This is a genomic window from Marinifilum sp. RC60d5 (genome assembly GCF_052400665.1).
Taxonomy (GTDB): domain Bacteria; phylum Bacteroidota; class Bacteroidia; order Bacteroidales; family Marinifilaceae; genus JBQTGK01.
The window spans coordinates 154899-175216 of sequence record NZ_JBQTGK010000002.1 but is presented as its reverse complement, the minus strand read 5'-3'; the positions used below and the strand labels follow the sequence as shown (position 1 = coordinate 175216).

At 35.9% G+C, this 20318-nt stretch carries 19 protein-coding genes; 1 reads left to right on the top strand and 18 read right to left on the bottom strand.

All coding sequences use genetic code 11. The features are described from left to right. Nucleotides 1–5 precede the first annotated feature (5 nt). From ACT3CE_RS04945 to ACT3CE_RS04905, 9 genes are all read right to left on the bottom strand, one after another. On the bottom strand, nt 6–674 hold the full coding sequence (locus ACT3CE_RS04945) for an NAD(P)H-dependent oxidoreductase (protein WP_444708650.1): 669 nt from the start codon (nt 672–674) through the stop codon (nt 6–8). 147 nt (nt 675–821) lie between these two features. After that, entirely contained in the window at nt 822–1157 is a 336-nt protein-coding gene (locus ACT3CE_RS04940) for a DsrE family protein (RefSeq protein ID WP_444708649.1), read from the bottom strand. Nucleotides 1158–1271: 114 nt separating this feature from the next. Next, nucleotides 1272–1841, bottom strand: coding sequence for a peroxidase-related enzyme (locus ACT3CE_RS04935; protein ID WP_444708648.1), 570 nt, complete (start codon nt 1839–1841; stop codon nt 1272–1274). 38 nt (nt 1842–1879) lie between these two features. Then, the gene (locus tag ACT3CE_RS04930) at nt 1880–2476 is read right to left on the bottom strand and encodes a DsbA family oxidoreductase (RefSeq protein ID WP_444708647.1); all 597 of its coding nucleotides are present in this window, start codon (nt 2474–2476) and stop codon (nt 1880–1882) included. A 15-nt stretch (nt 2477–2491) separates the two neighbouring features. Next, the gene (locus ACT3CE_RS04925; RefSeq protein ID WP_444708646.1) at nt 2492–3370 is read right to left on the bottom strand and encodes a radical SAM protein; all 879 of its coding nucleotides are present in this window, start codon (nt 3368–3370) and stop codon (nt 2492–2494) included. A 5-nt stretch (nt 3371–3375) separates the two neighbouring features. Beyond that, nucleotides 3376–4011, bottom strand: coding sequence for a 4Fe-4S binding protein (locus ACT3CE_RS04920; protein ID WP_444708645.1), 636 nt, complete (start codon nt 4009–4011; stop codon nt 3376–3378). 35 nt (nt 4012–4046) lie between these two features. Further along, complete coding sequence (locus ACT3CE_RS04915) at nt 4047–4967, bottom strand: hypothetical protein (protein WP_444708644.1); 921 nt, start codon at nt 4965–4967, stop codon at nt 4047–4049. 60 nt (nt 4968–5027) lie between these two features. Beyond that, nucleotides 5028–5960, bottom strand: coding sequence for an SMP-30/gluconolactonase/LRE family protein (locus ACT3CE_RS04910; protein WP_444708643.1), 933 nt, complete (start codon nt 5958–5960; stop codon nt 5028–5030). Nucleotides 5961–5962: 2 nt separating this feature from the next. Continuing rightward, entirely contained in the window at nt 5963–6664 is a 702-nt protein-coding gene (locus ACT3CE_RS04905; protein ID WP_444708642.1) for a putative quinol monooxygenase, read from the bottom strand. Between the two features lie 228 nt (nt 6665–6892). Here ACT3CE_RS04905 and ACT3CE_RS04900 point away from each other — a divergent pair, with 228 nt between their 5' ends. Next, nucleotides 6893–7279, top strand: a complete 387-nt coding sequence (locus tag ACT3CE_RS04900) for a winged helix-turn-helix transcriptional regulator (RefSeq protein WP_444708641.1) — start codon at nt 6893–6895, stop codon at nt 7277–7279. A 164-nt stretch (nt 7280–7443) separates the two neighbouring features. Here the strand turns inward: ACT3CE_RS04900 and ACT3CE_RS04895 are convergent, their stop codons facing one another. From ACT3CE_RS04895 to ACT3CE_RS04855, 9 genes are all read right to left on the bottom strand, one after another. Next, a complete protein-coding gene (locus ACT3CE_RS04895; RefSeq protein WP_444708640.1) occupies nt 7444–8862 on the bottom strand; it encodes a sulfatase-like hydrolase/transferase in 1419 nt (472 codons plus the stop codon). A gap of 20 nt (nt 8863–8882) precedes the next feature. Next, on the bottom strand, nt 8883–11240 hold the full coding sequence (locus tag ACT3CE_RS04890; protein WP_444708639.1) for a glycoside hydrolase family 3 N-terminal domain-containing protein: 2358 nt from the start codon (nt 11238–11240) through the stop codon (nt 8883–8885). Between the two features lie 3 nt (nt 11241–11243). Then, entirely contained in the window at nt 11244–12773 is a 1530-nt protein-coding gene (locus ACT3CE_RS04885) for a sulfatase family protein (protein ID WP_444708638.1), read from the bottom strand. 432 nt (nt 12774–13205) lie between these two features. Continuing rightward, a complete protein-coding gene (locus ACT3CE_RS04880) occupies nt 13206–13385 on the bottom strand; it encodes a hypothetical protein (protein ID WP_444708637.1) in 180 nt (59 codons plus the stop codon). A gap of 35 nt (nt 13386–13420) precedes the next feature. Next, a complete protein-coding gene (locus ACT3CE_RS04875; protein ID WP_444708636.1) occupies nt 13421–14695 on the bottom strand; it encodes a glycoside hydrolase family 117 protein in 1275 nt (424 codons plus the stop codon). 65 nt (nt 14696–14760) lie between these two features. Continuing rightward, nucleotides 14761–16353: a sulfatase-like hydrolase/transferase gene (locus tag ACT3CE_RS04870; RefSeq protein ID WP_444708635.1), complete on the bottom strand. Its 1593-nt coding sequence runs from the start codon at nt 16351–16353 to the stop codon at nt 14761–14763. A gap of 30 nt (nt 16354–16383) precedes the next feature. After that, nucleotides 16384–17769: a family 43 glycosylhydrolase gene (locus tag ACT3CE_RS04865; RefSeq protein ID WP_444708634.1), complete on the bottom strand. Its 1386-nt coding sequence runs from the start codon at nt 17767–17769 to the stop codon at nt 16384–16386. A gap of 6 nt (nt 17770–17775) precedes the next feature. Further along, a complete protein-coding gene (locus tag ACT3CE_RS04860; protein WP_444708633.1) occupies nt 17776–19665 on the bottom strand; it encodes a glycoside hydrolase family 2 TIM barrel-domain containing protein in 1890 nt (629 codons plus the stop codon). Nucleotides 19666–19680: 15 nt separating this feature from the next. After that, nucleotides 19681–20289 (bottom strand): sugar-binding domain-containing protein, encoded by a 609-nt coding sequence (locus ACT3CE_RS04855; protein WP_444708632.1) that lies wholly within the window; start codon nt 20287–20289, stop codon nt 19681–19683. Between the last annotated feature and the right edge of the window lie 29 nt (nt 20290–20318).

The following is a 20318-nucleotide window of genomic DNA, read 5'->3' as shown; positions in this document are numbered from 1 at the left end:
AAATCTTACTTCACCCATTCAACAATTTCTTCCATCGGAAAACGAGATTGAGGAAATGGAGAATCTTCCTTTCTGTAACCAAAAGCGACCATAACCGAAACACCAAATTTTGTAGTATCTACAATTCCTTCGTCACTTAAAATTTCTTCTACTTTTGCTCTACTAAAACCTTCCATTGGACAAGAGTCAATTCCAATTTGTGCCGCCGCAGTCATCATATTTCCTAATGGAAGATAGGTCTGTTTACTAGACCAATCGAAAATTTTGCGTTCGTCGGTCAAATCGAATTCATTTTCCATGAAGTTTTTAAAGAAACTTACCTTCATTTCTTCCACTTCAGCAGGTAATTTATCGATCACTTGCGATTTGTATTTTAAGTAGTCTGAACCAGCACGCATTTCGTCACCTTTTCTAGCCAAAAGGATAACAAAGTGGCTTGCCGAGGCCAATTGCTTTTGAGCTCCCCAACTTGGTTCAGACAATTTTTCACGCAAATCTTTATTCTGTACAACAACGAATTTCCAAGGCTCCCAACCAAACGAACTTGGTGAGCGTCTTCCTACTTCGAGAATAAATTCAAAATCTTCATCTTTGATTTTTTGATCTGCATCAAATTCCTTAATTGCTCTTCGGTAAGCGTGTGCTTTTAGTATGTCTTCTTTTTTTGCTTTCATCTCTTTCTTTTTTCTAAATTGATGATATTTATTCATTATAATTTAATTGCTACATTAACTATTTGCAATTTTAGTAAAATTAGGCTATCAAAATTGTAATAAAATGTTAAGCATATTTAATTAATCCTACTTATACTATTAAAAAAATTATAGCGATAATATTTTTTCTCCATTCTTAAGATATTCTGTCATAGGAATACCCATATAGTGTACATTTACACCCAATTTATCTAAGCGTTCTTTTACATCAAAATTTTCAGCACAATCTTTACAGGCTTCTACTGTTATGCCCGATTGAATCATTTCCATAATTTCACTTTGTATTTGAGTATCATTACCTGTAAGTTTTACCGATGCTCCCCAAATAATAAGGTTCACACTTTTCCACCATCCTCTTTTTTTCGAGTTAATGGCATACATCGATAGCATATTAAAAAAGCTGTCTCGATCATTGGAGGTCCATAAGATGTTTAGTTTGTCCATCCTTTTAAAAAAATAGTATTATGAGTAATGTGTTGTCGTATTTTATTATTTAAAATTAACTAACAGACAGCTTTTTTTATAATTTTTAATTGCCCATTATTAATTTATAATTACTTAGTTGCGTCCCATGCTATAAAACTCTTCGTCAGGGTGAACAGCTAAAAAGCTCATTAGTCTATTGGACATATTATAAAAAGCGGTGATTCCATTAATATCCCAAATATCCTCGTCGCTAAAACCGTGACCTTTCAATAGTTCAAAGTCCTTTTCGTTTACCGAAGCAGAATCAAAAGAAACCTTCATTGCGAAATCTATCATAGCACGCTCACGTTCAGTAATATCGGCTTCTTTATAGTTAATAGCAACTTGGTCGGCAACATAAGGATTTCCCGATAGTGTTCGAAGTGATGCTCCATGAGATTGTACACAATACGAACAACCATTTTTGGCTGAAAAAGCGACGATAATCATCTCCTTATCGGCAGCAGTTAATCCACTTTCTTTATTCATTAATGCATCATTGTAGGCTAAAAAAGCACGCAACTCAGTTGGTCGGTGCGAAAGTGCTTTTATTACATTGGGAACAAAACCATAATTTTCTTTTGCGCCTTTTAAAATAGCTTGAACGTCTTCTGGTAACTCATTCAATTCTGGTACTGGGTATCTACTAATTTTCTTTGTCATGATATGCTTTATTTAGTTATTTAAATGTTTTTTATTCCTTATTGTTCATTTAGTTGCTTAAAAGCCCTTCTAAAATTCTCAGGACTTTGTGCTCCTACAATTCCAATTTTATCGTTAATTATAAAAGTTGGGACACTTGTAATATTATTATCCACACAAAATTTTTTATTGTCTTTAAGAGCATTCTTGTATTTATCTGTCGCGAAAACGGCATCAACTTCTTCTTCCGAAATACCTATCGATTTAGCAAGCTTTTTAATTTCTGGGATCAAGCTAATGTTGATATCCTTAAAAAAGAAAGCCTCGTACATTGCAGTATTGTATTCATCCGATTTGTTTACAGATTTCGCATATTCAGCAACTTGTAGTGCCTTATTTGAATTTGGCATTGATGTAATATCTGTAAAGTTGAGACCATACTGACGACCAAATGCTTGTAATTGCAAGTTCTTCTCTTTGGCATTTGGAAAATAATCTTCCGATGGAATTCCATTTTCAGGAATATCGGGATGTATCTCGTATCCTTTAAAGATAATTTCGATATCATATTCACTTTTCAATCCATCAATAATGCCTTTGCCAATATAGCAGTACGGACATTGAAAATCAGATATCATTGTAATTGTATATTTCATATTGTAATGGCATTATTATAATGTTGTACGTTCAGCAACTCCATTAAGAAAGGTTTGGTCGCTAATACTAATTGCATCATCAATTGATTGAAGCATTTGCACTTTATCACGAGGTAATAAACCATTTAATTGTGTTGCATTAATAGGATGACCTCCATAAAAAGGCATATTTTCTACTTCAATCAACTCAATTAGTTTGCGCTCTTCTTCAAGTATTTCCAGTTCCGTAGCCGGTATAAATGTGCCGTCTTCAACGTCTTTCGCTATTTTGCTTCCTGGGAAAAATCCAAGCGAAGTAACACCTACCAAATTAGAACCTGTTATGTTGATTAGCTTGGCAGCTTGCATGGCATTTTCAATTGACTTGCCTTTACCTCCGGCGCCCAACATAAAAATGTCATTGTGTCGAATTCCAGCTTTAGTCAAGCGCTCCAACTGCTCGTAAGCATCATTTATTGTATGACCTTTGTTTACTTTCTTCAATACATCATCGCTACCTGATTCCAGCCCAACCCACAAATCGTTAATGCGCATTTCTCTGAGTTCACGAAGTTCGTTATCGGTCTTACTCATAATATTCCTAACAGAAGCATACATGGTAATGACTTCTATTTCGGGAAAGTATTCGATAACTTTTGTCGAAATCTCTTTCAATTTACGAGCGCTTAAAACAAAAGCATCTGCATTTAATAGAAAGATTCTTTTCTGCGAACCATAAAGCAATTTCGCTTCCTGCAAATCTTTTTCGATTTGCTCCATCTGCTCAATTTTAAATTGAACATCTTTGTACATGGTGCAAAAGCTACAGCTATTATGGCTACAGCCTACCGTTACTTGAAGCAGTAAAGTATTCGCCTCAATCGGTGGTCGGTATGTTGTTCCTGTATATTTCATAATTCTTATTTTTCTTCTAATTTAATGACTGCTCCTATAGGACAAACTTCTTTGCAATTGCCACAGTGTAAACAGTTTTCTTGTATAATCTCGTACGGCTCACCAATACGAATGCAGTCTTGTGGGCACTTTTCTAAACACAAACTGCAAGCATTACAATCTTCTGTAATTTGATAGCCAAAGGCTTGTATTTCTTTTCCTCCAAATGCAAAAATTCCTCTCGTAATGGGTTTCGTGCTTAAATCAAAAAACTCACCTTGTCCTTTGTACAAATGGAATATATCTAGGGCTGTTCGGCTTTCCATACTTGGATAAATATCTGCCATGTATGGATTTTTCTTAAAAATCTCTTCACGTTTTTCACTACCAATATTCCTTACCGAACCGGCTACGGAAATGGCTTTCTTCGACATGGAATCGACTCCTGCTGTCATTCCACTCAGCGAAATGTAGCCTTTGTCCATCAGTTGCGTGTAAAAGGCTTTTCCTTTTGCTGTTAGAAAATAGATGCCATCCTCATCGTGCAACATGATGTCAATCACTCTGGTTACCGGCAAGCCTTTCTCGTCGGTAGTTGCTACAACAACCGAGTGAATTTCTTCGGCTAAAACTTTCAAGTAGGTTTTTGTTTCTATTTTCATAGTGCAACTTATTAGCGTAATCTTGGCTTAAGAATTTAGTTTTTGAATAAGAAATTAGCAGTTCCTTGCAAATAAAAAGGCCATCCAAAATTTGGGTATGCTTTGTTCATCTTAGCCAAGAACTCTTCTTTATTCGTCGATGCTTTAGCAATGCTCTTTAAATCTTGAAGGTAATGAAGCTTAATAGTTACATCCCCTTGTGTTTCTGGCTCTCCGTGCGAGCTAAAAATCATATCGTAGCCTTTCTTCTGATAACCTTCTAATTGAGCGATATACTGATCTAAAAATTCAAAAGAAAAAATAAGAGCATGCTTGTCGTGACCCAACATGTGCAGATGAATCGCATTAATTTCAGGAATTGCCAGATCGAAAGCAAAATCTTTATTAGAAATGTCAAATTTTATTCCAGCAATCTCATTCACACCTTCTTCCATTAAAACTGTAGGCTTGTAAATGGTCACGTCCATTGGATCACCAAAACGCTTTTTTAAACCAATTAAAGATGGTGCTCCTGCACCTGTAGCATAATGATCTGTGGCATGTTGCATAGAATAAATATTGGTGAATTTCAGCTTATCGGTTTTAATAAAATCTGCTCCAATTGGATGATAAGAAACAATCAAGTCAATACTCTTATGTCCTAAGCCATTTATGTAGTTTATCAACTCTTCGTAGTTGTCCTTAACTGGTGGTGTTTCAAGCAATACAGCTTTTCCATTCTTCTCCAAAATAAATGCGAATGTTCCGAAGAAATCTTTGGTTTCGTAAGTATGTAACTTCACATCGCCGTAATTGTAAACCCACATGGTTCCTTTTTCAAGTTGAACTGTTGTGTTGCTCACGGTGAATTTTCGCATGCTTTCTTCTCTAAATATTTCCTTTTCTTGTGCAGTAGTAGAAAGTGTTCCGCCTATTAATATAATTGCACTCATTAGTGTTAAAACGATATTTTTCATCTTCTTATTTTTATTTTAATCCCTTAAGAATGGGTGAACTATCTATTAATAAAGACTGTCTTATTCCAGATTTAGCTCAACGACTTTGGCGCTTACAACCTCATCTTTATTCGCTTTTAGGATGCCTCCATTGCTTGATACTAACAAAGTATTTTTTGTCTTTTTTTTCCAAGCAAGACAAGTACTTCCAGCAACACCTTGCTTTGCGGTAGCGATAATGCTCACTTCACCTTTGGGTGTTATTTTTATGATATTGTCATAAACATGAGTCGCTGCATAAACATTGCTTTTTGAATCCATTTCAAAATCATCTATAAACACATTCTTGTGGAATATTTCTGGATCACCAGCTTTATCGCCCTTTATAATTGGAATTTTCAGCATCAACATTTTTCCCGTATTACTGACATAAACAGAATTCCCTTGTACTTTAATACCATTCACTCCTGGGCTTTGCTTTTCAATAGAAGGACTACTTAGTAAGTCATGTTTTAGCCAAAGTTTCACTGAAGAGTCTTTAATATTCAATTTCCAAATTACACCTTTAAAAGAATCAGCAATTAAGAAATTGGTTTTGTTTAATTGGGTAATTCCGTTTAATAGAATGCCTTTAGGAACAGTTGCCAATATTTTTGATTCTTTTATGTTTAGGTTTATTTGAAGAACAATAGCTTCTTTTTTATCGGATGTACCTGTCACTAGTAAATGACTCTCATCTAAAAATGTTAGTCCAGCCAATTGACCCTCAAAATCGACAAGTATTGAGGTTTTTCCATTTTTAATTTGATAAACCAAGCCCAGCATTAAGTTGGTTGTGTATATCGAACCATCTTTTCCTGAGGCAACACTCTCCAAAAATTCAAAGCGTTTAAATTCTTTTACAATACGATTATCAACAAGATTTATCGTTTTCTCCTTGTAAGGATTATTTGTTTGACCAAATGCTCCTAAAAATAAAAGTAGTAGGGTGTTTACTAGTAGTACTTTCTTCATGATTATTTAACTTCAGAAACGAAATTCATACCATCTTCTAATTTTCCAATTATGGCTTCATTTAATAAAGCACCTGTTTTTTCAGCATAAGATTGTTTCATGTGGATATCCCAAATTGCAGCTGGATTTCTCCAATTTTCATACACAACGAAAGTATCATCAGCACCTTCAACAGTGTAAAAATCGAAAAAGAGATTTCCTTTTTCATTATGCGTGTTTGCAACATGATCTTCAAATCTTTTAATGACTTGATCGCGATATCCGTCTTTTATTTTGAAAATAAAGAACAATGTTTCTTCCTTGTCTTCAGGATTTACTGAATTTTCGTAGTGCGAAGGTTTAAACTTTGTTTCTCCTAGCTTCATTATTTTTGGTGCCGACTCTAATACCTCTTTTGCTAACAAACCAAGATCTTTTGAATAAGAAAAAGTTGTGTGTGTTTCGTAAGCAGCTTCATTTTTCCATCGCGAATAAACAAACAAAATGTTAGGTCTGTTTTTATCGGTATATAGCTTCATTTCTAAATTTCCGTCTTCTTGTTGAGAAAGGTTTAAACTGTGTATTGCTGCTTTTTTAAACTCTTGAAAACGGTCAGCTTTAATGGTAAATTCTACAAGTACATTCATGGTGTTTTTAATTTTATATTTTTCTGCATTGGCGCATAAACTCATTGCACATGCAATTATTAATAATAGTTTCTTCATTCGATTTTTATTAATTCAATTGTAACTATCATTTGTATAGTGACAAAAGTATGTATAGTTTTAATTTCTCACAATAACGGTCAAAATGGATAGTATTGAGATATTTCAATATAAGCCTTATTATCAGTAAGTTAAAATGTGAAAAATAAACTATAAAAAGTATAGTTGTAAAAATAAGTATAGTTTTATACCTTTGTGTGATACAATCGTACTTAATACGAATTTATAATGGATAGAAAAGAGCTATTTGAGAAAAGACCGATGATAAAGCTCCATGAAAAATTATTTCCATGTCCAACAAGTGCAGCTATGGAATTAATTGGAGGAAAATGGAAAAGTGTTATTTTAATGCATTTAATTGACGGTAAAAAACGGTACAATGAATTAAGAAAAGGAATGCCGACAATAACAGAACGTACACTAAGTTTACAGTTGAAACAATTGGAGAAAGATGATTTAATATCACGAAAAGTATATACAAAAACACCTCCTTTAAAAGTTGAATATTCATTGACTGATTTTAGTAAGACATTAGTTCCTGTTTTAGAAGCAATTACAGAGTGGGGAATTTTTGCAGCGGAAGAAAAAGGAGAGTTTGTAGAACAGAAAAAGTAATTCACCCTAATTTTTATGGCATATTTCCAGCAAAACATACTCTAAAATTTAATTATATATTTTCCCCTTAAGCAAAAAAGCCTAAAGATTTTACATCTCTAGGCTTTTTATATTGTCAGCTAAATTAATAATGACAACTACTCACAAACAAATAATTTTATTTTTTACTGATCTAAAACTGGTGTTCTTTTCTCGTCAATTCTTTTCATGGCGTTCACTTCGTAAATTCGTTTCAATTGCCATAAAGGACGCTCCAATTGCCCTTCCCATTCCCATAAATCTTTAAATAATTCTCTTACTTTTTCAGGATGTTTGTAAGCCAAATTATTATTCTCAGAAATATCTTTTGCTAAATTATACAATTCTGCTGGTCGATCTGGAAAACGAAGCATTTTCCAATCTCCTTTTAGAATTGTTCCTCTATTTTCTTTTTTCCAATATAATATTTCATGAGGAGCCGATTTTGTTTTGTGAGTTACATAAGGCAATAAATCAACACCATCTAAACCTTTAATTTTTGATGCATTACCACCGGCAGCATTTACAAACGTAGGAAGCATATCCAACATACTAATTGCTTTGGTATATTCCGTTCCTGCCTCAATTACCTTAGGCAATTTTAGGATACAAGGAACTCTAAGCCCTCCTTCTAGGTGATTTGACTTACATCCACTCAAAGGATAATTACAAGTTAAAGTTCCATCGGGACCACCATTATCGTTGGCAAAAACTACCAATGTGTTTTCTTCCAAACCAAGTTCTTTTACTTTTTTAAGAATTTGACCACAAGCACGATCCAAAGCGATAGTCATGGCGGCTAATTTTTTCCGTTTTCCAGTCAATCCTTTTACTTTTTCTAAATCGCGTTTTTTTGCTTGCAAAGGAGAATGAACTGCATTAAACGATACGTAGATAAAAAATGGTTTCTTCTTATTTCGATCGATAAAATTACATGCCTCATCAGCAATAGCATCGGTCAAATAATTCTCTGGCTCTTCAAACTTCCCAAAACCGATTTCTAATTTTTTATCTGGATTTTCAACCGCTTCTCTTTGGCTTAAAGCATAAAAAGGTCTAGCCCCTCCTCTAAAACCATAAAATTCATCGAATCCTCTGTGCAATGGATGGTATTTATCGGCACTACCCAAATGCCACTTTCCTAAAATTAACGATTTATAACCCATTGGATGAAGATAATCAGCTATTGTTTTAAGGTGCAATGGCAAGCCCATTTCATCGGCCAATAACTTCGACGATTCGCTCATGTAACCAGGAACATTGTTTTCTTCGATACCAAATCTTTGCTGATATATTCCCGTTAATAAACCTGCCCTTGATGGTCCGCAAACCGCCGCTGTGGTATATGCTTGCTTACAAATAACACCCTCTGCAGCCAATTGATCCAAATTGGGCGTTTTAATCGTTTTACTTCCCTGAAATCCAAAATCATGATATCCAGCATCATCTGCTAACAGCATAATGATGTTTTTCTTTTGAGCCATTGCTTCTTCCGAGCTTAAAATGAAGAAGCTCATTAGCAGACTCAATAGAAAAAAACCTTTAAGAACAGCTAGTTTTTTCATCTTATTATTTTTTTAATAGTTTATTTATTTTTTGAAAAAAAGACTTCTCTTCCGTTTTCCAATTGTAAATTCTCACCCTGTAAATTGATCGAGCCTTTTAAACGAATATCAGTACAGGAAGCTCCTATTTTAAACTCATAATCTCCGGCTTCAATAATCCATTTACCGCTTTTATATTCTACCAACTGTTGCGGAGAAACTTTGAACTGAATGGTTTTTCCTTCTCCAGCTTTCAATTCAACTCGCTGAAATCCTTTCAGTAAAATTGGTTTCATGCTTGAATTGGCATTCTTAGGAGATACGTACAGCTGAACAATTTCGGTTCCATCAACAGATCCAGTATTTTTCACTGTACAAGAAATGCTAAAGCGCTCATCGGTAATGTCAACTTTCGATTTCATTTTAATAGCACTGTACTCATATTGCGTGTAAGATAAGCCGTAACCAAAAGGATAATGCACCAATTCTTTATTTTCATAGCCATCCTGATAGTTTATTTCAACTTTCTCTTCGGTGCGAGGATAAGAAACACATAGCTTTCCGGATGGATTCACATTCCCTAAAAGAACATCAGCAATCGCATTACCGCCTTCTTCGCCCGGAAACCAAGCTTGCACAATCGCAGCACATTGATCTGAAAACTGACTAATAACTTGTTGACGACCACTCAACAGGACCAAAACAACTGGTTTTCCGGTTGCGATTAATTGCTCCACAAAAGCTTCCTGTTCTCCAGGTAATTTAATGCCTTTGCGCCATCGTCCTTCTCCATTTAGGTATAGATTTTCTCCCATAACGGCAATAATCACATCGCTTTCCTTAGCAATCTGAAGCGCATTTTTCAAATCAGCTTGTGGAAGACCGCTTACCGTCATCATCTTTAGCTTCTCAATTCGGCTATCTCCAAATCCTTCTTTATCAATTTTTGCTTCCAAGGCAGCACTCCAATCACATCCTCGTTCGTGCTTAATTTGAACATTTTCACCCAATCTATTCTCAAGACCTTCTTTTACAGTAATCAGTTTTGGGTTATTTGCATCAAATGTAGTTTGTTTCCAAAAAGAACGCATGCCCTGATAAGTGTAATCGCCTAACAAACCAAATACATTCGCTGCATTCGGCCCTACCAAAGCAATTTTTTTAACCTCCTTTTTTAAAGGAAGAATGCCATTATTTTCTAACAATACAATTGACTGACAGGCTGTTTCGTAGGCTAAATTTCGAAAGGCTGGAGGATCAAAATCCAAGTCGCCATCTTTTCCGATTATTGGCTTTTTATCCAGCAAACCCAATTTTGCTTTCATGATTAAAGAACGCTTCACCGCTCCATCAATCAACTGTTCGGTAACCAATCCTTGCTTTAAAGCTTCTCGTAATTTCGGAAACATGCTTGGCGAAGACAATTCAATATCCATACCTGCACTCAATGCCAAGGCAGCAGCCATCATACTATCTTTGGCTACTTTATATTTTTTATAAAGCATGGTAATGGCTCCATAATCACTTACCACCAAACCATCGAAACCTGCATCTCTGCGTAATATCTGATCTAACATGGTTGGACTGGCTGCAACAGGCAATGCCTTGTAAACTCCATAAGATGGCATCACACTTTTTGCACCTGCCACTTTAAAACAGGCTTCGTGAGGCATCAAATACTCTTCATACAACAATTTTGAATTGTTATTTTTAGTTCCATAACCAGCAAAATGTTTCACTGTGGCTGCAACTCCTGTTTTAAAATCATTTCCCTGTAAACCTTGAACAAAGGCAACGCCCATTCGTGAAGTTAAATAGGCATCTTCACCATAACTTTCCTGATGACGATTCCAATGAGCCGTTCTACTTAAATCGAGCATTGGAGAAAGCGCAAAAGTTGCTCCTGCTGCACGCATATTTTGCGCTGTTGAATTTGTATTTTTCTCAACCAATTCTGTATTCCAAGTACAGCCAACCCCTATCTGCTGAGGAAAAGTTGTTGCGCCCAATGTTGCAAAACCCGTAATCGCTTCTTCATGAAAAATAGCCGGTATTTTCAATCGAGTTTCAGTCATTAAATACTGCTGAATCTCTCTCACTAAATCTCTTAATTTTTCTGGAGAAAGTTCTTGACCTGACGAAAACTGACAGAAATGTCCAATTCCATAAGGGATGTGTTCACGGCATTTTTCCAAGGATATTTTACCATCTACCATGATATCTCGAATTCGAGTTCCCATAATTTGAGCCAGCTTTTCATCCATTGTCATGCTAGACATCAAAGCTTTAACTTTAGCATCAATTTCTGGAGTAGAATAGTTCGAATTGGTCATTTCTTGAGCAAAAAGACCCCAATTAAAACTCATGCATAATATCAATAAAATAATTTTATTTCGCATCGTTTAGTTTTTGATATTGGAATAATCTTTTCCTCGAATCGCTTCAAATTCTTGAATCATTTCTTTTAACTTTTTAGGATTTGATTGAGCCAAATTTTCTTTTTGCCCTACATCCTTTTTTAAGTTGTACAATTGATAATCTAGACTTATTGCTGTTTCAATACCTGATTTCCAACTTAATGGTTTTCCTTTGTATGGAGGAATCATAACCCAATCACCAGAACGGAATGAAGTTTTTGAGTTTGCTTCAAGAACAATATTCTTACGTCCTTTTTTACTCTTTCCTAACAAAACAGGTAACATGTTCTCACTGTCATTTAAATCTGCATCTTCATTAAACATACTAGCAAAAGAGGCTAAAAGATCGACCTGACAAACTAAAGCACTCGAAACTTGAGGTTTGATTGTTCCTTTCCAATAGGTCATGAATGGAACACGCGTTCCTGCATCGAACAAGCTGTATTTACCACCTCGCAACTTGCCTGCAGGAGTATGTTTACCTAATTTTTCAATCGCATTATCGAAATAACCATCCTGAAGAACAGGTCCATTATCGCTCGAAAATACAATTAAGGTATTTTCCAAAATGCCTTCCTCTTCCAAAGTTTTCATGAACTCACCAATACACCAATCAGCTTCTAAAATCACATCGCCACGAGGTCCCATTCCTGATGCTCCAACAAAACGTGGATTTGGAGTACGAGGAACATGAGGTTGTTGAAGAGCGTAATACAAGAAAAATGGCTTGTCTTTATGATTTTTTACGTAATCTTTCGCTTTTACTAAAAAATGATCGGCCATCTCTGTATCCGTCCATTTCGCTGCTTCGCCACCTTTCATGTAACCAATTCGGGGTATCCCATTCACAATACTGTTGTTGTGACCGTGATGCCATTTCATTGTTGTCAATTCAGGATTGTCTTTTCCTGTAGGTTCTCCATCAAAGTTCTTCTTATAACTTACTTGTATCGGATCTTTAGGGTCCAATCCATCTACATAACCATTTTTAATATAAACAGTTGGAACACGATCTTGAGTTGCAGCCAAAATATAGGCATCATCAAATCCTACTTCGTTTGGACCCGGTGTAATGTGTTCGTTCCAATCTAAATTACCAGCACCTAAACCTAAATGCCATTTTCCTACAATTGCAGTTTGGTATCCAACACGTTTCAACATTTTAGGTAATGTTTCCTGCTTTGGAGAGATAATTAAGGGTGCCGAACCGGGAAGAATTTTAGCTTTTGGGTTTCTCCAAGGATATACTCCGGTTAACATACCATAACGACTAGGCGTACATGTTGCCGAAGTAGAATAAGCATTGGTAAACTTCACGCCTTCATTAGCTATTAAATCAATATTAGGCGTGCTCAACTCGGTGGCTCCGTATGAACTTAAATCACCATAACCTAAATCATCTAAATAAATTACAATAATATTTGGTTTAGTATTTTTCTTTGCCTGTGCTGGCATTGCATTCATCAACAATAAGGTTGATAAGAATAAATAGAATAATAAATTTCTTTTTATCATTGGTACATATTTTATGTTATTTGATTTTTTGATTCTAAGTTTCGAATAATCAGAATTACATCTGCTTCTCCCTTCCAGAGTCTCCAATCCCAAAACTCAAGTGGCTTTTTAACGTATTCTACCTCTTTCGAAAATTCTCCGATAATTGTATTAAACCATGTTTTGCTACATTTTAAAAATTGAATTTTTCTGATACAACTTTATTCACTCCTACTCAATCGTTCTATAGCTGCAATATCCCAGAAGCGAATTGTAAACTACCAATTCTAAATTGTCTTTAAAACATCTGTTAAAGTTAAGGTTTAAGTAGCTGTTATAGTAGAAAAAATACTATTCAAAAACTCTACATAACTGAACAAAATCACAACTAATCTGTTTTTTTAATCTCAAAAAATCGCAATAAGATAAAATGAAAAGGATAAAGGGGGGTATTTAAAAACTTGTGATGATTAAAATAGGCTTAGGTTCAGTTTCCAAAGACATCATATCTTTGGCCAGTGTAGCCATATAGTATTGACCTACACCAAAACAAATGGTGTACATCTCATTCTCTATAAAAATTTCAGATTCGTAAGGATGTCCAGGAATAGATACTAAACAATAACAATCCAATTACAACTAAATAATTCTTCATTTTATTAAAAATATTATTTTATCCGTTTTTCATTTTCTTGCTCAATTCGACTTAACTGCTTTGCGCTCAATCTTTGACGAAAATATACATCCGGCTTGTGTTTTACACGATGCTGTTTCATTTCTGGATCGTTAATATCTTGACTTAAATCACAATCGAAGCGAACTAATTTTGAACAGAACTTATCCCTCTTACCAGTAACGTTTATAAAATGAGCTGTTCCCCATGTAATTCCTCTACCATCTTTTGTATCGGTAAAAGCATCGGCAACGTATGGAGCTGCTGCATAGGGCATCAATTCAGTGATGGAAGCAATCTCAAAATTTACCCAGTCTTTCGCGTATTGAATGGTATTGTGCTCAGGTCCGTCTTTATAAACCAATGCAGCCACACCTTCTCTAAAAGGAAATAAAGATGTTTCATGTCCTGAAGTAATTACAGGATTTAAAGGATGTTTTTTGAACGGTCCTAATGGGTTATCGGCTATTGCCAAACCTTGCATACGCACCAAGTCTGGTCTCTCACCAAAATCAGATTTATAATAAATATAGATTTTACCATTGTGAACTAATGGATAAGGATCGTGAATCGAATATTGATCCCACTCCCCTTCTGCTCCATTGGCAATCACTACTTTGTTGTAAGGAGTCCACGGTCCATCAGGAGAATCCGCATAAGATACAGCCACCGGACAATCATCTCCACGCTTTCCACTAGCCTGCATAAAGCCTTGGTAGTACAAATAGTATTTCCCTTTCCATTCTAAAATATCAGTTGTGGTAACAGCTCTCCAACCAACCAAAGGTTTTTCAGGACGATTGATTGCAACACCTTGTTCTTCCCAATTAAAGCCATCGGTAGAAGTAGCGTACCAAATCTCTGCTAAATCCCAATCTGCCGACGGGATGGTATCATTACATTTGTCGGCTCCTTGTGGCGGAGTAGGCGTATTTCGATAGGTATACCACACATAGTATTTACCCTTGTGTAAAAGTATTTTTGATGGATCGCGACGCGAAATTGTTCCGTCGTAGTTATTGTAATCGAAACCTTTAAGCTCTGTATATTTAAACTGAGAAAACAATTCGTTATGATGTGGTTGAGGAGCCTCATAATCAGTGTAAATTCGCTCCATAGCAGCACTCATTTCTCGATCTGGCTTTTCATCGGGTAAAATAAAAGGAAAACCGCCTTGATCTTTTGCTTCACTTTCTTGCTTTTTTGATTGGCAGGAAAACATGCAAATTAGCAATCCAACTATGGCCGAACTCAAAAATAATCTATACATCTATTTTATTTTAGTGGGTTTATAACCTTTCATTTACAACACGAAAACTCTAACCAATTGAATCCTTATCTTTTTTTATAACCAGGTGCATCATGCTCTGTTTCATGCTTATCGAAAGGTTTAATGGTCTTTAAAAGCTGCTCTTTCTCCTTGCGATTTGTTTTCGACTCTTTTTCCCAATCCATTATTTTTTGGAAATCAATCAAATCATCGGGTTGCTCCGATACATCCCACCATTTACCATAACCATCTTTCATTACATTCTTCCCTCGAACCAATTGCATTTCCTTTCTATAAGCATAAATCCAATCTCTGTGCTCTTGCTTATCGGTAGTCAACCATCCCCAAAAACTTTCACCATTCACCTCATAATCATCTGGAACATCTACCTGCATAACTTCAGCCAAAGTCGGCCAAACATCAGCAATATTTAGCAATACATCTTGCATTCCACTTTTGGTAAAATCAAAACCTGGAGCATAAACAATAAAAGGAACATGACAGCCTTTCTGACGATCAGGACTCGCTTTTCCGTAGCCACTAGTTCCATTATCAGCAGCTATTATTATAATGGTATTTTGATCTTCACCCATTTCTTTAAGCTTCTTCAGGTATAAAGATATTTGATAATCGATGTAGTTGATGTGATTGTGGATTCCCGAAGAAGTTATGGTTCCATGCGTATCGTATACTCCATTATCGCCTGTAACCTGTGGCTTTGTTCTTGTATATTTCTTTCCATCCCACTTCACAATTGGAGCTCCTGGCCACTTGCATTTAGAATCTGGTTTGAACCAATCAAATGCATCGTGTCCTAAATGACTTGTGTGATAAATGAAAAATGGTTTATCTTTTTTTTCCTGACGATCCATAAAATTGAATACAAAATCCAACTCAACATCTGGACCATAAGTATTGATTCCGAAAGATGCTTTAGATTCCTTTGTGTTTGGCCACCAACTGAATTTTTTTCCTGAAACTGGGTCATTCATCAAACGCACATGTGGATACCAATACCAACCATGTTGCATGTAAGTTTTACAAGGCTTTCCTGTATCCGCGTTAAGTAAAATCTTTTTCCCATCTTTTTTAAGCATCTTGTGCTTAAAGTCAGTATACGGATTGTCTTTATCTGATAAAGAACCAGGTGTAAAACAACCCTCATCGAATCCATATTTCGTTAAATCTCCAGCCATCTGTGTTTTCCCAGCCCAATAGGTTCCATAACCCGCTTTTTGAGCGATATGACCGATTAACATCGGCGAACTTTCGTAAGGAGGCCATGTAGCTTTTTTACCTTTTTCATTTATATACCAACCTTTGTCTTTATTGTGCCACCACTTGTGAATATGAGCGTAACGCCCAGTCATCATCATGGCACGACTAGGATTACATACGGTTGCTGCCCAAGCCGTTTTAACTGTTACCCCCTCATCGGCCAAACGATCCATTACTGGTGTTTTAGCACGAAATTCAGGATTGTCTGTATTGTGCCCTTTGGGATCACTCCAAACAGAAGAACCATACATTGGAAACTCTCGTGCACTTATATCATCTGCAAAAAAAATAATTACATTGGGCTTTTTTTTCGCTTGCGCCGATAAAGAAAACAAAAACACTACAAACAGATATAGTCCTTTTTTCATTACTGATTTCATCCTATTTAATTTTATCATACTTCCATTCTATTATTTTACCAGAACCTCATCGATTTCCCACGAGCCTGAATTTACATTCGTTGCAGGTTGTAAGGCTATTTGCATCAAGCGCTCATTTACCTCTTTAAATTGAGATAATTCAATTGTGTAAGTCACAAAATCAGAATCGTTAGAACTGATCGGAATACTAATCCATTCTTGTTGTTTCCAATCTACTTGACCGGTTCCTTTACCCCAAAAACCAGGACCTTGATTTCGAGTATAAATAGCAAATTTCATTTCCTTGGCATCGCTATTGTTCTTCATTTTAAAGCTTACTTTAGAACACAATTGAGTATCGGTATACAACCAAGGAGCAGATTGAATTATTGCATTTTTAGCAGAAATTGTCCCTTTTAAAATCCCATCAGAAAATTGAAGATCAGTTCCATTCAATGCTTTCCAACCCATGGTGCTATTTTTAAACTGGAAAGGTCTTCCAGGAGCTGGATACATTCTATCATCCTCAGGAATAAAAATAGTTTCATCCTGATTAAAAAATACTGGTTTTAGACTTGCCCCACGGTAAAATGCACTGATATCATGATTCTCTTGCAATACATATTTTTGACCCTGCCAATCGAAGAAGCTTGTGTGCCCACCAGATAAAAATGCACCTTTAAATTCGTACGGACCATATAAATTCTTCGACATGGCATAACGACTTCCAAAAACTAAATAATACCAATCGTTGCGCTTAAATAAGGTAGGTTTATCCTCAGCAATTACTTTTTCACCATTCTCATCTTTCACGATGATTTCCTTTGGCTCAGATGTTAAAGATTTCATATCCTTAGCCAGTGTAGCCATGTAGTAGGTATTCACACCAAAGCAAATGGTGTATTCATCATTCTCGATATAGATCTCAGGATCGTAAGGATGTACAGGAACAATTCCTTTAGGCAACAATGGTTTACCTAGTAAATCTTTGTATTCGCCAGTAATTTTATCAGCAACAAGCACACCAGTATCGATATTTCTGTTGGAGAAAAACCAATAATACTTGCCATCTCTCTCGCAAATATCTCCTGCCCAACAATTTGGATTATCACCAATGTAAGTATCCTTAGGATAGATATTACGATGGTGTTCCCAGTTCTTTAAATCTGCGGTTGACCAAACTTCCCATCGATCCATACGAAAAGAACCTTTCCCCTCCCAGGATTCATCGTGACCACAAATCACAAACACCGTATCGTTTTGTACCCAAGCATGAGGATCAGCCATTCCATGTTCTGGAACGATTACATCTACACTTATTGCATCAGGATTAATAATCGGAGCATTTGATTCTCCTTTTTTCTTTGTTTGAGTACAACTACTCATTACTAATAAGCCTAATGCGATAAAAATTTGTATTCTGTTAAGTAATTGCATAACCATTTATTTTGTTTCAATATGAACTCTACTACTATTCAAGCCATCCGCTTGTACCTTAACAATAATCTCACTTTTATCTTTTAAAGATTGTATCAAAAGCATCCCTCGACCTTGAGAAGTTACCAATTCGTTCGATTGATAATCCTGAACACTCTTGTTGGAACCATTATCTACACCCAAAACTCTTGCTTTTCCATCGATAGAAAAAGTCAATTTTACATCCGATGTCTTCACCTCATTTCCATCCTTATCAACTAACTGAGCAATTACATGAGCTACATCGTAACCGTCAGCAGTAAGTGTTGATTTATCGGTTGTTAAACGAATACCCACAGGAGCTGATGTCGTTTTTAATTCTGCATGAATTCTTGCTCCATCGAAACCTGCTTTTGCGGTAAGTGTTCCCGCTTGAAAGGGAACAGCCCAACGGAAAATACGATCGGGACATTCCGATAGACTTCTACATCCCAGAGAAACATCATTTAAGAACAATTCTACTACTGGAAGGTTTGAGCATACTTCAACTAAAACCATCTCCTTATCCTTGTAATTCCAATGCATATTTGAATTGGCCCAATTCATTGCTTTTTTATTTTTAGCAACTGGTTTTCCGCTTAACTCATTTACTGTAAACTTTGAACCTTCAACAGGTAATGTCCCGATTGACAAATGAGCTTTGTTTACCCAGATACTCTTGAAATAATTCCATTTTTGCTTTTCGAAGCCTGCAAAATCAAGCAGGTCGCCATCCCAACCTTTTTGTGGCCATTTGTCCTGAGATTCTCCCATATAATCAATTCCTGTCCACATGTACATACTGAAAACCATAGGATTCTCGATAATTGAAAGCCATTCGCTCAACAATCCAGAATTTTCATTTCCAGTGAACATCATGTTAGGATAATTCTTTTTGCACCAATCGTATTGTGCAATTTGGTAACTAAAACCAACCACATCTAAAGCATCTGCATATCCAGAAGCACAACTGGCTACAGGAATAATTAAATTAGCTGTTACTGCTCGTGTTGTATCCAATTCTTTAACCCACTTGGATAATCTCTGAGCTGTTTCGGCCAATTTGTACTTTCTATCTGGCAAGGCATTGTATCGTGCCTTCATTTCATCGGCTGTTAAATCTGGTATTTTATTCCAGTATCCACCTTTAGACTCAGGATCCCACAATCCACTTACATGCTTATAATCTTTATAAGTCCATTCGATCTCATTCCCAATACTCCACTGAAATACTGATGGATGATTTCGATCTCTCAAAATGGTTCTCTTTAAATCGCTTTCTCCCCATTTCTGAAAATGCTCGGTATAACCACGTGTGATGTATTTTACCTCACGCTCGTTCATATTGTACTGCTTATCTTTAGGGTTATCCATCTCGTCGAATATTTCATTCTGAACTAGAAATCCCATTTCATCGCATAAATCCAAAAATTCTTCAGAAAAAGGATTGTGAGAAGTACGAATGGCATTGCAACCAGCATCTTTTAGCTTTTGAAGACGACGTCTCCACACTCCTTTTGGCACTGCAACTCCGACTAATCCTCCATCGTGATGCAAACAAACCCCTTTCACGTATGTAGACTTTCCATTTAGAAAAAAGCCATGATCTTTGTCGTTTCGAAGACTACAAATTCCAAATGATGTACTATATTGATCAACTACTTTGTTGTTTACCATTAACCTGGAAACTGCCTTGTACATATTCGGATTTTTAGTATCCCACAATTTAGGCTGACCTACAGAAATAGTCTGCAAAATTTTCGTTTCCTTTCCAGACGATAATTTTACTTCCTTTTTATCTGAAGCAACAACTTTTCCACTTGCATCAACTACATCCGTTGAAAAAACAAACTTGCTACTTTTCTTTCTTGAATTCAACACTTTTGTTTCAATCTACACTGTTGCCTCATCGGCAGAAACTTGTGGCGTTGTTACAAAAGTCCCCCAAATAGGAATGTGCAATTTGTCAACGGTTATCAATTTTACATTTCTGTAAATCCCACTACCTGTGTACCATCTGCTATCGGCATAACGAGAATGATCAACGTGTACCGTTAACACATTATCTTCTCCTTTTTCCTTTAAAAATGGTGTGAGATCGAAGTAAACAGGAGAATAACCGTAAGGATTCTCTCCCAAACGTTTTCCGTTTAGCCAAAAAGTCGCATTGTTGTATACCCCATCGAATAGAATAAAGGTGCTTTTTTTATTTTTGTCAGTTGCTGTTTTAAAATGCTTTTGATAAACTCCAACTCCACCAGCTAGATAGCCAGTGCAACCTTCCATTTTCTCATCAAATGAAAATTCCACACTCCAATCATGAGGCAAACGCACTTCTCTCCAAGCCTCATCTTCAAAAGGAATTTGAGATGGAATTTTGGTATCATCAAGTAAAGTAAACTTCCAATCGAAATTAAAATCTGCCTCTCGTTTCTGTGCTTTCAATGATTGAAAAGCCAGAGATATTATTAAAAGGGCTGTTAAAAAAAGTGTCCTCTTCATGTTACTTTTATTATATTTTTATAACTATT

Coding starts and splice junctions, on each gene's coding strand:
- ACT3CE_RS04865 (WP_444708634.1), bottom strand. CDS start 17,769: ATGCAATTACTTAACAGAATACAAATTTTTATCGCATTAGGCTTATTA.
- ACT3CE_RS04920 (WP_444708645.1), bottom strand. CDS start 4,011: ATGAAAATAGAAACAAAAACCTACTTGAAAGTTTTAGCCGAAGAAATT.
- ACT3CE_RS04900 (WP_444708641.1), top strand. CDS start 6,893: ATGGATAGAAAAGAGCTATTTGAGAAAAGACCGATGATAAAGCTCCAT.
- ACT3CE_RS04885 (WP_444708638.1), bottom strand. CDS start 12,773: ATGATAAAAAGAAATTTATTATTCTATTTATTCTTATCAACCTTATTG.
- ACT3CE_RS04925 (WP_444708646.1), bottom strand. CDS start 3,370: ATGAAATATACAGGAACAACATACCGACCACCGATTGAGGCGAATACT.
- ACT3CE_RS04940 (WP_444708649.1), bottom strand. CDS start 1,157: ATGGACAAACTAAACATCTTATGGACCTCCAATGATCGAGACAGCTTT.
- ACT3CE_RS04870 (WP_444708635.1), bottom strand. CDS start 16,353: ATGAAATCAGTAATGAAAAAAGGACTATATCTGTTTGTAGTGTTTTTG.
- ACT3CE_RS04895 (WP_444708640.1), bottom strand. CDS start 8,862: ATGAAAAAACTAGCTGTTCTTAAAGGTTTTTTTCTATTGAGTCTGCTA.
- ACT3CE_RS04890 (WP_444708639.1), bottom strand. CDS start 11,240: ATGCGAAATAAAATTATTTTATTGATATTATGCATGAGTTTTAATTGG.
- ACT3CE_RS04935 (WP_444708648.1), bottom strand. CDS start 1,841: ATGACAAAGAAAATTAGTAGATACCCAGTACCAGAATTGAATGAGTTA.
- ACT3CE_RS04930 (WP_444708647.1), bottom strand. CDS start 2,476: ATGAAATATACAATTACAATGATATCTGATTTTCAATGTCCGTACTGC.
- ACT3CE_RS04915 (WP_444708644.1), bottom strand. CDS start 4,967: ATGAAAAATATCGTTTTAACACTAATGAGTGCAATTATATTAATAGGC.
- ACT3CE_RS04875 (WP_444708636.1), bottom strand. CDS start 14,695: ATGTATAGATTATTTTTGAGTTCGGCCATAGTTGGATTGCTAATTTGC.
- ACT3CE_RS04905 (WP_444708642.1), bottom strand. CDS start 6,664: ATGAAGAAACTATTATTAATAATTGCATGTGCAATGAGTTTATGCGCC.
- ACT3CE_RS04855 (WP_444708632.1), bottom strand. CDS start 20,289: ATGAAGAGGACACTTTTTTTAACAGCCCTTTTAATAATATCTCTGGCT.
- ACT3CE_RS04910 (WP_444708643.1), bottom strand. CDS start 5,960: ATGAAGAAAGTACTACTAGTAAACACCCTACTACTTTTATTTTTAGGA.
- ACT3CE_RS04945 (WP_444708650.1), bottom strand. CDS start 674: ATGAAAGCAAAAAAAGAAGACATACTAAAAGCACACGCTTACCGAAGA.